This window comes from Streptococcus mitis (assembly GCF_047464945.1).
Classification (GTDB): Bacteria; Bacillota; Bacilli; order Lactobacillales; family Streptococcaceae; genus Streptococcus; species Streptococcus mitis_EA.
In genome coordinates, this window is the sequence record NZ_JASHAX010000007.1 from 55,879 (window position 1) to 70,180 (window position 14,302).

Annotated in this window: 16 protein-coding genes; 12 read left to right on the top strand and 4 right to left on the bottom strand. The window is 43.6% G+C overall.

The features are described from left to right. The first annotated feature begins 18 nt into the window (after positions 1-18). Positions 19-873 carry a VOC family protein gene (locus tag QM424_RS08160; protein WP_261275691.1) on the top strand — a complete coding sequence of 285 codons (855 nt, stop codon included), beginning with the start codon at positions 19-21 and terminating at the stop codon, positions 871-873. 149 nt (positions 874-1,022) lie between these two features. Further along, positions 1,023-1,280 (top strand): metal-sensitive transcriptional regulator, encoded by a 258-nt coding sequence (locus QM424_RS08165; protein ID WP_000185159.1) that lies wholly within the window; start codon positions 1,023-1,025, stop codon positions 1,278-1,280. Between the two features lie 346 nt (positions 1,281-1,626). Here the strand turns inward: QM424_RS08165 and QM424_RS08170 are convergent, their stop codons facing one another. The 3 genes from QM424_RS08170 to QM424_RS08180 are packed head-to-tail and all read right to left on the bottom strand — an operon-like array spanning position 1,627 to position 3,894. After that, the gene (locus tag QM424_RS08170; RefSeq protein ID WP_261275692.1) at positions 1,627-1,923 is read right to left on the bottom strand and encodes a rhodanese-like domain-containing protein; all 297 of its coding nucleotides are present in this window, start codon (positions 1,921-1,923) and stop codon (positions 1,627-1,629) included. Continuing rightward, positions 1,913-3,568 carry an FAD-dependent oxidoreductase gene (locus QM424_RS08175; RefSeq protein WP_414394141.1) on the bottom strand — a complete coding sequence of 552 codons (1,656 nt, stop codon included), beginning with the start codon at positions 3,566-3,568 and terminating at the stop codon, positions 1,913-1,915. The genes QM424_RS08170 and QM424_RS08175 overlap by 11 nt, the downstream gene beginning before the upstream one ends. A gap of 20 nt (positions 3,569-3,588) precedes the next feature. Beyond that, entirely contained in the window at positions 3,589-3,894 is a 306-nt protein-coding gene (locus tag QM424_RS08180; RefSeq protein ID WP_000468857.1) for a rhodanese-like domain-containing protein, read from the bottom strand. A 185-nt stretch (positions 3,895-4,079) separates the two neighbouring features. On the opposite strand from QM424_RS08180, the gene QM424_RS08185 reads away from it, so the two are divergent. Genes QM424_RS08185 through QM424_RS08195 form a run of 3 tightly spaced genes read left to right on the top strand, consistent with a single transcriptional unit; the run spans position 4,080 to position 6,936 of the window. Further along, positions 4,080-4,844: a nucleoside phosphorylase gene (locus tag QM424_RS08185; RefSeq protein ID WP_414394143.1), complete on the top strand. Its 765-nt coding sequence runs from the start codon at positions 4,080-4,082 to the stop codon at positions 4,842-4,844. A 33-nt stretch (positions 4,845-4,877) separates the two neighbouring features. Further along, a complete protein-coding gene (locus QM424_RS08190; RefSeq protein ID WP_414394145.1) occupies positions 4,878-6,257 on the top strand; it encodes a TrkH family potassium uptake protein in 1,380 nt (459 codons plus the stop codon). 13 nt (positions 6,258-6,270) lie between these two features. Next, the gene (locus tag QM424_RS08195) at positions 6,271-6,936 is read left to right on the top strand and encodes a potassium channel family protein (protein ID WP_414394147.1); all 666 of its coding nucleotides are present in this window, start codon (positions 6,271-6,273) and stop codon (positions 6,934-6,936) included. Between the two features lie 90 nt (positions 6,937-7,026). On the opposite strand, the gene QM424_RS08200 is transcribed toward QM424_RS08195, so the two are convergent. Continuing rightward, positions 7,027-7,251, bottom strand: coding sequence for a hypothetical protein (locus tag QM424_RS08200; RefSeq protein WP_084889619.1), 225 nt, complete (start codon positions 7,249-7,251; stop codon positions 7,027-7,029). A gap of 39 nt (positions 7,252-7,290) precedes the next feature. On the opposite strand from QM424_RS08200, the gene QM424_RS08205 reads away from it, so the two are divergent. From QM424_RS08205 to QM424_RS08235, 7 genes are all read left to right on the top strand, one after another. After that, the gene (locus tag QM424_RS08205) at positions 7,291-8,307 is read left to right on the top strand and encodes a glycosyltransferase family 2 protein (RefSeq protein WP_414394149.1); all 1,017 of its coding nucleotides are present in this window, start codon (positions 7,291-7,293) and stop codon (positions 8,305-8,307) included. Between the two features lie 115 nt (positions 8,308-8,422). Next, a complete protein-coding gene (locus QM424_RS08210) occupies positions 8,423-10,687 on the top strand; it encodes an SSURE domain-containing protein (RefSeq protein WP_414394151.1) in 2,265 nt (754 codons plus the stop codon). A 123-nt stretch (positions 10,688-10,810) separates the two neighbouring features. After that, a complete protein-coding gene (locus tag QM424_RS08215; RefSeq protein ID WP_000520651.1) occupies positions 10,811-11,506 on the top strand; it encodes a response regulator transcription factor in 696 nt (231 codons plus the stop codon). After that, positions 11,506-12,558, top strand: coding sequence for a sensor histidine kinase (locus QM424_RS08220; protein WP_414394153.1), 1,053 nt, complete (start codon positions 11,506-11,508; stop codon positions 12,556-12,558). The genes QM424_RS08215 and QM424_RS08220 overlap by 1 nt, the downstream gene beginning before the upstream one ends. 195 nt (positions 12,559-12,753) lie before the next feature. Beyond that, positions 12,754-13,365: a 30S ribosomal protein S4 gene (gene rpsD, locus QM424_RS08225; RefSeq protein ID WP_000092756.1), complete on the top strand. Its 612-nt coding sequence runs from the start codon at positions 12,754-12,756 to the stop codon at positions 13,363-13,365. 173 nt (positions 13,366-13,538) lie between these two features. After that, the gene (relB, locus tag QM424_RS08230; protein WP_001101482.1) at positions 13,539-13,826 is read left to right on the top strand and encodes a type II toxin-antitoxin system RelB/ParD family antitoxin; all 288 of its coding nucleotides are present in this window, start codon (positions 13,539-13,541) and stop codon (positions 13,824-13,826) included. After that, on the top strand, positions 13,816-14,163 hold the full coding sequence (locus QM424_RS08235; RefSeq protein ID WP_414394156.1) for a type II toxin-antitoxin system RelE/ParE family toxin: 348 nt from the start codon (positions 13,816-13,818) through the stop codon (positions 14,161-14,163). The genes relB and QM424_RS08235 overlap by 11 nt, the downstream gene beginning before the upstream one ends. The last annotated feature ends 139 nt before the right edge of the window (positions 14,164-14,302 follow it).

Consider the following 14,302-nt stretch of genomic DNA (forward strand, 5'->3'; position numbering starts at 1 on the left):
ACAAAAAGAGGACCATTTATGACCTATGAATATAAGAGCCACATTTATTTGGCAGAGGCAGCTTTGAATGTAAAGGATTTGGTCAGTCAAACAGCCTTTTATCAGCAGATTATTGGTTTAGAAATCTTATCTCAAACGTATACAGAGGCCATTCTAGGAAGCGGTGGAAAAGCCTTGGTACACTTGATTCAAGCACAAGAGAGCGGTGAAGTAAGGGAACATTATGGACTTTACCATCTGGCTATTCTTTTGCCGACACGAAAGGCTTTGGCGGATGTCTTGAAACACCTGACAGATTTACAGATTCCTATTGTCGGCGGTGCAGACCATGGTTATAGTGAGGCCCTTTACTTGGAGGATTTAGAGGGAAATGGTATTGAACTCTATCGAGACAAGCCGGTTTCTACATGGGATATTCGAGAAGATGGACGCATTATCGGGGTGACGGAAGCCCTTGCGGCGCAGGACATCTATGAGTTGGGGGAAAGAGTAGAGCCTTTTATCCTAGCAGATGGTACGAGAATGGGGCATATCCATCTTTCCGTCAAGGATAGTCGAAAGTCAAGCCAATTTTATCAAAAGGTATTAGGGCTAGAGGATAAATTCAGTGTACCTAGCGCTAGTTGGATTGCAGCTGGGGACTACCATCATCATTTGGCAGTCAACGAATGGGGAGGAAAAGGCCTAGCTCCGCGTAAGCAAGGCTTGCCAGGCTTAGCCTATTATGTTATTGAAGTCGCACATAAAGAAGAACTGTTAGCGATTGCCCAACGAGCACAAGAAGTTGATGCACCAGTTAAGTGGCTGACATCGAGCCAGTTGGAAATCACAGACCCAGACGGAATTGTGACTCGTGTTCGCTTAGATAGATAAAACTAGGAATTTCTATCAAGTTATCAGCATAGGTAATTTGCCTTTTGAAAAGTCTTTGATAACAGAACTGCGTGAGCCGGATAGGCGAGAATTTTGACAAAGGAGCTGATTAGAGATATAATGAAGAAAAATCGAGCAAGGAAAAAGAAATGACAAACTCAAAGTATATTACTCGTTTGAAACGTTCAGAGGGTCAGTTGCGTGGGATTCAAAAGATGATTGAAGAAGATCGTGACTGTGCTGATATTGTTACGCAACTAACAGCCGTGAAATCTAGTGTAGAGCGCGTGATTGAGATGATAATTACCGAAAACCTTACTGAATGCATCAACCAGCCGCTAGATGATCCTGAAGCTCAAAAGGAACGCCTAGAAAAGGCTATCCGATACTTGATTAAACGGAAATAAAGAGATGAGAGTTGCAAAGATCTCTGCTATTAGAATAGTTGAATGTGAATTAAGAGAGGCTGGAAAAAGTCTTTAAAATTAAAAAAACGCATATTATCAGGTGCAGTTCAAAAAAACCTTGATAATATGCGTTTTATTGTGGGGAGATTTATACTCTTCGAAAATCTCTTCAAACCACGTCAGCTTCACCTTGCCGTATATATGTTACTGACTACGTCAGTTCTATCTGCAACCTCAAAGCAGTGCTTTGAGCAACCAGCGGCTAGCTTCCTAGTTTGCACTTTGATTTTCATTGAGTATTACTTCACTTTCTCTTGAAATTGAGTTTTTGCCCAGCTCCTTTTGATTATTCTACTTGACCTGGCCAAGCATTCATGCCACCTTCTATATTGGTAACGGAGAGGCCTTGGGAGCTGAGAAATTGGCAGGCAGAGGCAGAGCGCACTCCACCTTGACAGATGACATGGTATTCATGGTCAGATTTGAGTTCTTTGTATCCTTGTTCCAAGGTACTTAACGGAAGATTTTTGGCACCTGGTGCATGTCCTGCTTGGAATTCATGTGTTTCACGGACATCGATAAGCTCTAAATTTTCATTTTGATATTTTTCATAAAAGTCAGCCATACTGATACTAGTTTCCATATTCTACTCCTTCTGGCTTAGCCATTTTGTATAGTGAATAAGCGCCGTCAAGGTTTTGGACGGTAAATCCTGCTTGTTTGAGGATACGCTCTGCGATATAGCTGCGCAAACCACTGTGGCAGCTAACGATGTAGGCTTGGTTCTTGTCCAGTTCGTCCAAGCGTTCCCGTAGTTCGTTTAGGGGGATGTGGATGGTATCGACTTTGAGTCGACCACTCTGAAATTCGCTGCTTGTCCGCACATCTAGGAATTTCTTACCCTTAGCCAGTTCGTCTTCGAGCTGATACCATTGAATATTGTCGCTGAGACCTTCGATAAGGTTCAAGGCTGCGTAGCCCAGCATATTGACGGGATCCTTGGCAGAGCCAAATGGTGGCGCATAGGTGAACTCCAATTCTGGTAAGTCAAAGACGGTGAGATTTCCCTTGATAGCAGTTGCTAGGATATCGATTCGCTTGTCAACACCTTTCTTCCCAACTCCTTGGGCACCGTAGATTTTTCCAGTGGTTGGGTCAAAGAGGAGCTTCAAGGTCATATCAGTAGCGCCTGGATAATAACCAGCGTGGTCTTTCCCACTGACATGAAGGGCCTTGTAAGGAAGTTGATTCATGCTAAGGATACGCTCGCTGAGACCAGTCGAAGCAGCTGTCATATCAAAGGCACGAACGATAGCAGTGCCGATACTGCCCTTGTTTGTACGTTCTAGTCCTGCGATGACGTCTGCCACTTGGCGTCCCTGACGATTGGCAGGAGAAGCGAGAGAGATGAGAGCGTCTTGGCCCGTAATCTCTTGCTTGACGACGATGGAATCCCCAACTGCAAAAATATCTTTTTGACTGGTTTCGTAATGTTCATCTACAAGAATCCCACCTCTAAGTCCCAGTTCAATCCCCGCAGTTTTGGCCAGTCCGTTTTCAGGTTCAACACCGACAGAAAGGATGGTGAGGTCAGAGGTGATCTTTTGACCGTTTTCGAGAACGATGACTTTTCCTTGGTCTTCAAATCGAGTCGCAGACTGAGAAGTGATAACGCGAACGCCGTTTTTAACCAATTCTTCCTGGACAAAGGCTGCCATTTCTTGATCTAATGATGGTAAGACATGGGGTGCTTTTTCAACAATAGTAACTTGCAGGCCACGTTTCGCCAGATTTTCAGCCATTTCAAGTCCGATAAAGCCTGCACCGATAACGACAGCTTCTTTTGGATGATTGTCCAAGGCTGCCATAATTTCATCGAGATCGGGAACGTTGCGAAGCGTGTAGGTATTTTTAGTTTCTGCCAAACCCTCAATGGCAGGAACAAATGGTTTAGCTCCTGGGGAGAGGATCAACTTGTTGTAGCTTTCTGTGAATTCCTGCCCATCATGTCGTACCGTCACAGTGTGTTCTTCTGGCGAAATCTGGATGACCTCGTGAAATGGTCGCACATCGAGATTAAAGCGTGCCTTGAGACTTTCAGGAGTTTGGACCAATAAACTATCACGGTTTGCAATTTCTCCTGAAACATAGTAAGGAAGCCCGCAGTTTGCAAAGGAAACAAAGGGACCTTTCTCAAAAATAGTGATTTCAGCGTCTTCCATGAGACGTCTGAGACGGGTTGCTGCTGACATTCCGCCTGCAACTCCCCCGACAATGATAATTTTCATTGATTTTCTCCTTTATGCTTCTAGATGACTTTTCCTGTCCAAGAGCTCATACCGCCTCGGACATTGATGACATCGTAGCCTTTTTTCTTTAGCTTTTTAGCAGCCATCTTACTACGCACACCAGAATGACAAATGACATAAAGTGTTTCTTTTGTTGTTGGTGTGTAGGAACCAATTTCGGTCAGAGGAACATTCTTGGCATTTTTGATATGACCTCTACGAAATTCCATTGGCGTCCGAACATCTAGTAGCTGAATTGGTTCCTTGAGTTTAGCTTCTAACTCGCTGGTAGAAATACTGTCAATTTTTGTAAATAAGTGAAACATAGGCACCTCCAAATATACCCTTATGGGGTATATTAAACCATGAAGTCAAGCTTTTGTCAAGCAAGTTGTTTTGACTTGGTGGAGATTGGTTGCGATTGTATTGTTTTTCTCCTCAGTTCCTCAGCTTCCTCCTTGACACTCGGTCAGCTTTTGATACAATAGTACAAAATTAGAGGAGGTAGGTTATGATTCAGAAACATGCGATTCCCATTTTAGAGTTTGATGACAATCCTCAGGCGGTCATCATGCCTGATCACGAGGGGCTGGACTTGCACTTGCCCAAGAAGTGTGTCTATGCTTTTTTAGGTGAGGAGATTGACCGCTATGCGAGGGAAGTAGGGGCGGACTGTGTCGGCGAATTCGTTTCTGCCACCAAGACCTATCCAGTCTATGTCGTGAACTACAAGGGCAAGGAGATCTGTCTGGCTCAGGCACCTGTTGGCTCCGCTCCAGCAGCCCAGTTTATGGATTGGTTGATTGGCTATGGTGTGGAGCAGATTATTTCCACCGGTACTTGTGGTGTGCTAGCTGATATAGAAGAAAATACCTTTCTAGTCCCTGTTTGCGCTCTGCGAGATGAAGGAGCTAGTTATCACTATGTGGCACCTTGTCGTTATATGGAAATTCAGCCAGAGGCTATTGCTGCCATTGAGCGAGTGTTGGAAGCCAGAGGGATTCCCTATGAAGAAGTCATGACCTGGACGACAGACGGTTTTTACCGAGAAACGGCTGAAAAGGTGGCTTATCGCAAGGAAGAAGGCTGTGCTGTTGTGGAGATGGAGTGTTCTGCGCTTGCGGCAGTAGCCCAACTGCGTGGGGTTCTCTGGGGAGAATTGTTGTTCACAGCTGATTCCTTAGCAGACTTGGACCAGTACGATAGTCGTGACTGGGGTTCAGAAGCTTTCGAGAAGGCCTTGGAACTCTGCCTTGAGATAACTTCTCAGATATAGCTACTCTCCTTCTTTTTATGGTACAATGGATGTATGTTATTCAAATTATTTGTTAAAAAAATTGAAAGGGCCTTAGGTGGACTTTCACCAGCTCGTCGCATCTTTTTAAGTTTCGTTGGAGTTATTTTTATAGGCTCTCTTCTTTTGAGTTTGCCTTTTGTTCAGGCGAGTGGTTCGCAGGCTACTTATTTTGACCATCTTTTTACGACGGTGTCTATGGTCTGTGTAACCGGCCTTTCTACGCAACCAGTGGCTACTACCTATAATGTCTGGGGACAGTTGATTTGTATGCTCTTGATACAGATTGGTGGTCTGGGACTCATGACCTTTATCGGAGTCTTTTATATTCAGGGGAAGCAAAAGCTCAGTCTTCGCAGTCGTGAAACCATTCAGGAGAGCTTCAGTTACGGGGAGACTCGCTCGCTGAAGGCCTTTATGCGTTCCATCTTTTTGACGACTTTTCTGGTGGAGGGCTTGGGTGCCTTTCTACTAAGTTTCCGTTTTATTCCTGAGTTTGGCTGGGGACGGGGCATTTTTACCTCCATCTTTTTAGCCATTTCAGCCTTTTGTAATGCTGGTTTTGATAATTTCGGCAGTAGCAGTTTAGTGGCTTTTCAGACGGATCCCTTGATCAATCTGGTCATTGCTGGCTTGATTATCACGGGTGGTCTCGGCTTTATGGTTTGGTTTGACTTGGCAACCCAGTTTGACAAGAAGAAAAAACGCCGTCTGAGGTTCCACACCAAGCTGGTTCTCTTCTTGACTGCAGGGATCTTGCTGTTTGGGACAGTATCCACACTCTTTACGGAGTGGCACAATCCTGGAACCATTGGTAATCTTAGTGTTCCAGAGAAAGTCCTGGTTAGTTTTTTCCAAACCGTCAGCATGAGAACGGCCGGTTTTGCTTCTATTGACTATACTCAAGCTCGGCCTGTGACCTTGTTTATCTATATCCTACAGATGTTTCTGGGTGGAGCGCCTGGAGGAACGGCTGGGGGGCTCAAGATTACGACTTTCTTTGTCTTATTGGTCTTTGCGCGTAGTGAATTGCTGGGCTTGCCTCATGCCAATGTTGCGCAGAGAACCATTGAGGCTCGAACAGTCCAAAAATCCTTTAGTGTCTTCATTATCTTTTTGATGACCTTCTTGTTGGGCTTGATGTTGTTGGGAATTACAGCAGAAGGAACACCGCGATTTATTTACCTCATGTTTGAGACCATTTCAGCTCTTGCGACAGTTGGGGTAACGGCAAATCTGACGCCAGAATTGGGTAAGCTAGCTCTTAGCATTGTCATGGTGCTCATGTTTATCGGCCGTATCGGTCCCTTGACCTTGCTGGTTAGTCTAGCTGACTACCAGCCTGATAAGAAAGATTTGATTCAGTATATGAAAGCAGATATTAGTATTGGATAAGAAAGGAAGAATGATGTCAGATCGTACGATTGGAATTTTAGGTTTGGGGATTTTCGGGAGTAGTGTCCTGGCGGCCCTAGCCAAGCAAGATATGAATATCATTGCTATTGATGACCACGCAGAGCGCATCAATCAATTTGAGCCAGTTTTGGCGCGTGGAGTTGTGGGCGATATTACAGATGAGGAACTCCTCAGAACTGCAGGGATTGATACCTGTGATACGGTTGTAGTCGCAACAGGGGAAAATCTAGAGTCGAGTGTGCTTGCAGTTATGCATTGTAAGAGTCTAGGGGTACCAAGGGTTATTGCCAAGGTCAAAAGCCAGACAGCCAAGAAGGTACTGGAAAAAATCGGTGCTGACTCGGTGATTTCGCCTGAGTATGAGATGGGGCAGTCCCTAGCGCAGACCATTCTCTTTCATAACAATGTTGATGTCTTTCAGCTGGATAAAAATGTGTCTATTGTGGAGATGAAGATTCCTAGTGTCTGGGCTGGTCAAAGCCTGAGTCAGCTAGATTTACGTGGCAAATATAACCTCAATGTCCTAGGATTTCGTGAACAAGAAAATTCACCCTTGGATGTCCAGTTTGGACCTAATGACCTCTTGAAGGAAGATGCCTATATCTTGGCGGTCATTAACAACCAGTATCTAGATGACTTGGCAGAATTAAATTCGTAAGGAGGGGAATCCCCTCTTTTTTGATGTCCAAGATAGCAAATAGAGGCAGAACACCTTGTATTCCAGTAAAAGTCCTTCAGAAGCTGGATTTTATGGTAGAATAGAAAGGAGTGACAAGAGAGAGTAATACTCTTCGAAAATCTCTTCAAACCACGTCAACGTCGCCTTGCCGTAGGTATGGTTACTGACTTCGTCAGTTCTATCCACAACCTCAAAACAGTGTTTTGAGCTGACTTCGTCAGTTTTATCTGCAACCTCAAAGCTGTACTTTGAGCAACCTGCGGCTAGTTTCCTAGTTTGCTCTTTGATTTTCATTGAGTATAAGAAAAAATCAGTCCCCTAAAGGAGTAGATCATGAAATTATTGTCTATCGCCATCCCTAGCTATAATGCTGCAACCTATCTTCATTACTGTGTGGAGTCGCTAGTGATTGGTGGTGAGCAAGTTGAGATTTTGATTATCAATGACGGGTCCCAGGACCAGACTCAGGAAATAGCTGAGCGTTTAGCCAGTAAGTATCCTAGCATCGTTAGAGCCATCTATCAGGAAAATAAAGGCCATGGCGGTGCGGTCAATCGTGGCTTAGCGGAGGCGTCTGGGCGTTATTTTAAAGTAGTGGATAGTGATGACTGGGTAGACCCTCGTGCCTATTTAAAAATTCTTGAAACCTTGCAGGATCTAGAGAGTGAGGGGCAGGAAGTTGATGCCTTTGTGACTAATTTTGTCTATGAAAAGGAAGGTCAGTCTCGTAAGAAGAGTATGAGTTACGAGTCAGTTTTACCTGTCCAGCAGATTTTTGGCTGGGACCAGGTCGGAAATTTCTCAAAAGGCCAGTATATCATGATGCACTCGCTGATTTACCGGACAGATTTGTTGCGAGCGAGTCAGTTCCAACTGCCTGAGCATACCTTTTATGTCGATAATCTCTTCGTCTTTACCCCCCTTCAGCAGGTCAAGACCATGTACTATCTACCTGTTGATTTCTATCGTTATTTGATTGGGCGTGAAGACCAGTCTGTCAATGAGCAAGTGATGATTAAGCGCATTGACCAGCAACTAAAGGTTAATCGACTCTTGGTAGACCAGCTTGATTTATCTAAAGTGAGCCATCCCAAAATGCGAGAATATCTGCTGAATCATATTGAGATTACGACGGTGATTTCCAGTGCCCTGCTCAACCGAGCTGGAACGGTGGAGCATCTGGCAAAAAAACGCCAATTGTGGACCTATATTCAACAGGAAAATCCAGAGGTTTTTCAAGCCATCCGTAAGACCATGCTCAGCCGTTTGACCAAACATTCTGTTTTGCCAGCTCGCAAACTTTCCAATGTTGTCTATCAAATCACCAAGTCTGTTTATGGATTTAATTAATATAAGTATTTTATAAGAGGGATTTAAGAAAAATTTTAACTTTTTCTTAATCCTTTTTAATTTTAGGAGATTATACTAGAGTCATCAAATAAAGAAAAACTCTAAGGAGAATCCTATGAAATTCAATCCAAATCAAAGATATACTCGTTGGTCTATTCGCCGTCTTAGTGTCGGTGTTGCCTCAGTTGTTGTGGCCAGTGGCTTTTTTGTCCTAGTTGGTCAGCCAAGTTCTGTACGTGCCGATGTGGTAAATCCGACCCCTGCCCAAGTCGTGCCAGATGCTACTTCGGTGAGTGAAAAGAGTGACTTACCAGCAGAACTTCTCAAAGAAGCAGTCGATACAGCTCTTCCTTCAGAACAGGTAGACTCAACACCTAAAGCAAGCTTGGATGCTACAAGCTCTCCAGAAAAAGTGAATGTAGCTGCTAAAGACCAAGTGGTAGCGCCAAAAGAAGAAGTGCAAGCAAAACCAGAATCTAAGAAAGAAACAGGAGATGCGCTTAAACCTGCGACAAATCCTGCGCCTACAGTTTCTGGACAAGACCGTGAAGCAAATGAAGCTCAACCAGCAACCACTCCAGCCGAAGTTCAAAAAGGCGTAGCCGACAATACCAAAGACACAGTAGATGTCCCAGCTACTTACTTGGATAAAGCAAATTTCCCAGGCCCATTCACAGCCGGTGTCAACCAAGTCATTCCATATGAATTCTTCGCTGGTGACGGTATGTTAACTCGCCTTATCTTGAAAGCTTCAGACAAGGCTCCATGGTCAGACAACGGCTCAGCAAAAAATCCTGCTCTTCCACCAGTAGAAAAATTGGGCAAAGGTCTCTACTTCTACGAAGTGGACTTGGCCGGTACTCAAGGTAAATCAGACAAAGAGCTTCTAGACCTCTTGAAACAGAATGGTACACAAAGCTACAAGGCAACTATCAAGGTTTATGGTGCGAAGGACGGCAAGGCCGATTTGAGCAATCTCGTAGCGACTAAGGATTTGACAGTAAATTTGAATGGCCTAACCACTCCAGCTGAAGTCCAAAAAGGTGTGGCTGACAACACTAAAGACACAGTAGACGTCCCAGCCACTTACTTGGATAAAGCCAATTTCCCAGGTCCATTCACAGCCGGTGTCAACCAAGTCATTCCATATGAATTCTTCGCTGGTGACGGTATGTTAACTCGTCTTATCTTGAAAGCATCCGACAAGGCTCCATGGTCAGATAACGGTTCAGCTAAAAATCCTGCTCTTCCACCAGTAGAGAAATTAGGCAAAGGCCTTTACTTTTATGAAGTAGATTTGGCAGGTACCCAAGGTAAATCAGACAAAGATTTGCTTGACCTCTTGAAACAAAACGGCACTCAAAGCTATAAAGCTACCATCAAAGTGTACGGTGCGAAAGATGGCAAGGCTGATTTGAGCAACCTCGTAGCGACAAAAGATTTGGATGTCAACTTGAACGGCTTAACCACTCCAGCTGAAGTGCAAAAGGGTGTGGCTGACAATACTAAAGATACAGTAGATGTCCCAGCTACATACTTGGATAAAGCCAACTTCCCAGGCCCATTCACAGCCGGCGTCAACCAAGTCATTCCATATGAATTCTTCGCCGGAGACGGTATGTTAACTCGTCTTATCTTGAAAGCATCTGACAAGGCTCCATGGTCAGACAATGGTTCGGCTAAAAACCCTGCTCTCCCACCAGTAGAAAAATTGGGTAAAGGCCTTTACTTCTATGAAGTAGATTTGGCAGGGACTCAAGGCAAATCAGATAAAGAGCTTCTTGACTTGTTGAAACAAAATGGAACTCACAGCTACAAGGCAACTATCAAGGTTTATGGTGCGAAGGACGGCAAGGCCGATTTGAGTAATCTTGTAGCGACTAAGGATTTGACAGTGAACTTGAATGGACATCAGTCTCTTACTCAGATGCAATCAGGTTTCGTCCCATCTTCTAATGGTTCAGCTATGCCGGCTCCAATGATGAATAGTCATCAAGATGCGTCTAAGATGAACGCTCAAATGCCAAGTGCCAATCAGGATGAGATGAAATCTAAAATGCCAGCTGCTAGTCAGGATAAGATGATGCCTAACAAAGAGCAAGACAAAACCATGAATGCTAGCCAGTCAATGGCAACACCAAGCATGAAACAAGATCAAGCTCCAGCAACCTCAAGCAAAATGTCTGATGAAGGCAAGATGGCATCTACTAACAAGGTATCAAGTCCAATGATGGATAATCAAATGAAAGAGCAAAAAGACATGCTTCCATATACTGGTGAAGCTCAAACCTCAATGGCTACTCTAGGATTATTTGGACTCGCCTTGGCAGGACTATTAGGTGGCCTCGGTTTGAAAGCTAAAAAAGAGGAAAATGACTAGTCTAGCTACAGACTTTCTATCTAGGATTTGAAAAATTCAGATATCGATTAGAATGTTCGTAAAGCGATTAAAATAGTGTTATACTATTGTGGTATAGCACTGTTTTTTTCAAAGGAGAGACAGATGGGAAAGACAATTTTACTCGTTGACGACGAGGTAGAAATCACAGATATTCATCAACGCTATCTGGTTCAGGCAGGTTATCAGGTTTTGGTGGCTCATGATGGAGTAGAGGCCTTGGAAATCTTCAAGCGAAAACCGATTGATTTGATTATTACAGATATCATGATGCCTCGGATGGATGGTTATGATTTGATTAGTGAGGTTCAGTATCAATCTCCAGATCAGCCTTTTCTCTTTATCACGGCTAAGACTAGCGAGCAGGATAAGATTTACGGCTTGAGCTTAGGGGCAGATGACTTTATTGCCAAGCCCTTTAGCCCTCGTGAGCTGGTTTTGCGTGTCCACAATATCTTGCGTCGCCTTCATCGTGGAGGTGAGACAGAAGTCGTCAGTCTCGGGGATTTACGGATGAATCACGGTAGCCATGAGGTCCAAGTCGGAGATGTGGCGCTTGATTTGACCGTCAAATCCTTCGAACTTCTATGGCTTTTAGCCAGCAATCCAGAGCGGGTTTTCTCTAAGACAGACCTCTATGAAAAGGTCTGGCAAGAAGACTATGTGGATGACACCAATACCTTGAATGTTCATATTCATGCTCTTCGACAGGAGTTGGCTAAACATGCTAGTTCAGAAACACCCACCATCAAAACCGTCTGGGGCTTGGGCTACAAAATTGAGAAAGCACGAGGTAGTTAATGAAATTAAAAAGTTATATTTTAGTGGGGTATGTCATTTCAACACTCCTAACGATTATCGTGGTTTTTTGGGCCATCCAGCGAATGCTAATTGAAGAAAGAGAAATTTATTTCCTAGTGGGTATGACTCTCGTGGCTAGTTTTATCGGTGCTGGGATCAGTCTCTTTCTCCTATCGCCGGTCTTTACTTCATTGGGCAAACTTAAGGAACATGCCAAGCGTGTAGCGGACAAGGACTTTCCTTCAAATCTGGAGGTTCAAGGCCCTGTAGAATTTCAGCAATTAGGCCAAGCTTTCAATGAAATGTCCCATGATTTGCAGGCCACCTTTGATTCCTTGGAAGAAAGCGAACGAGAAAAGGGCTTGATGATTGCCCAGCTATCGCATGATATCAAGACCCCCATCACTTCGATCCAAGCGACGGTAGAAGGGATTTTGGATGGGGTTATCAAGGAAGGAGAACAGGACCATTATCTAGCAACCATTGGGCGTCAGACGGAAAGACTCAATAAACTGGTTGAGGAGTTGAATTTTTTGACCCTAAACACAGCTAGAAATCAGGTCGAAACGACCAGCAAAGACAGCATTTTTCTGGACCAGCTCTTGATTGAGTGCATGAGTGAATTTCAGTTCTTGATTGAGCAGGAGGAGCGAGATGTCCATTTGCAGGTAATCCCAGAGTCTGCCCGGATTGAGGGAGATTATGCCAAACTGTCTCGTATCTTGGTGAATCTGGTCAATAACGCTTTTAAATACTCAGCTCCAGGAACCAAGCTGGAAGTGGTGGCTAAGCTGGAAAATAACCAGCTTTCAATCAGTGTGACCGATGAGGGGCAGGGCATTGCACCAGAGGATTTGGAAAATATTTTTAAACGCCTTTATCGTGTAGAAACTTCGCGTAACATGAAAACAGGTGGTCATGGCTTAGGGCTTGCGATTGCGCGTGAATTGGCTCATCAATTGGGTGGAGAAATTACAGTCAGCAGCCAGTACGGTCTCGGAAGCACCTTTACCCTCCTTCTCAACCTCTCTGGCAGTGAAAATAAAGCTTAGTAACCCCTTTACAAATTCAGCCATTCATGGTAAAATGGATTTTGTGTGAAATATCAGCAGGAAAGCATGAAGCTCGTCAACAGGTGTCTTATGATAAGTAACCTTGGCTGTTTAGGCGAAGGGCATCTGCACGAATCAGGGCTTTCTAAGTGACTATTTCCACCGAAATATTATTTATATCAGGAGGACATTCACATGTCACGTTATACAGGACCATCTTGGAAACAAGCTCGTCGCCTTGGCCTTTCACTTACAGGTACAGGTAAAGAATTGGCACGTCGTAACTACGTACCAGGACAACACGGACCAAACAACCGTTCTAAATTATCAGAATACGGTTTGCAATTGGCTGAAAAACAAAAACTTCGTTTCACTTACGGTGTAGGTGAAAAACAATTCCGTAACTTGTTCGTACAAGCTACAAAAATCAAAGGCGGAATCCTAGGTTTCAACTTCATGCTTCTTTTGGAACGTCGTTTGGATAACGTTGTTTACCGTCTTGGTCTTGCGACTACTCGTCGTCAAGCTCGTCAATTCGTAAACCACGGTCACATCCTTGTTGACGGAAAACGCGTTGATATCCCATCATACCGCGTAACTCCAGGTCAAGTGATCTCAGTTCGTGAAAAATCATTGAAAGTTCCAGCTATCCTTGAAGCAGTAGAAGCTACTCTTGGACGTCCAGCATTCGTATCATTCGACGCTGAAAAATTGGAAGGTTCATTGACTCGCTTGCCAGAACGCGACGAAATCAACCCAGAAATCAACGAAGCACTTGTCGTTGAATTCTACAACAAAATGTTGTAATATTTTATTGAATCAGATAGGCTTTGGAGCCTTGATATTAAGCACTTTGGGGCGCTTTCCCTTAGTGCTTTTTTTATTTTTACAATAGCTTTTAAGCATACAGCTATCAGTATCTATACGCGACTAGACCTGTATAGTTTAAAGTGATATAATAGTCTAAAGGAGGTGCTACCATGAATGTTTTAGAAAAAAACACACAGGTAAACTTTAAGACTAACAGAGACTTGTTAGAGAAGGCTAAAGCTATTATCACATCGCAAAATCTTGATATGACAGCCAGTTTTAACTTGTTTTTAGAACACATTGTAGAAAATAAAGCCTTGCCATTTGAAACTCAAGTAGACAAAGAAAGAGAAGAACTTCTATTAGGATTGCGTGCCGAAATTGCCCGTAGCTTTGAGGATTTAGAACATGGAAGGACTTACAGCCTTGATGAAGTGAGGGCTAACCTTGGAATTTAACGAGAACTCATATAGCCTGATTATCTCAGAAACGGTACAAGAACAGCTAAGAGGTATTAAAGATTATATCTCAGCTAACTACTTTTCAGAACAGGCAGGAGCAAACACAGTTAAGAATATTCTTTACGGTTTGGAGCGTCTTGAAGTTTTCCCGGAAGCAGGATTTGATGCTGATGAAAGAGTAGGAGGGATTATATACTCACCCCACAAAACCAGATGCATCATTTTAGGCGATTACCTAGCCTTCTATCATATTTTAGAGTATAGAAAAGCTGTCTTTGTATCAGATATTATTCATAGTAAACAGGACTACATCCGCTTGTTTAAGAAAAAATAGTGCATATTATTGGAGCCCACTGAAAAAATAGGTCTCTTACTTTTAATGAAATGAAAACCGAGGAATCTCTCGTTAATTTGAGCGAATTCCTCGGTTATTTTGTATTTATTAAGGTCATAATTCGTTTCATATTGACCAC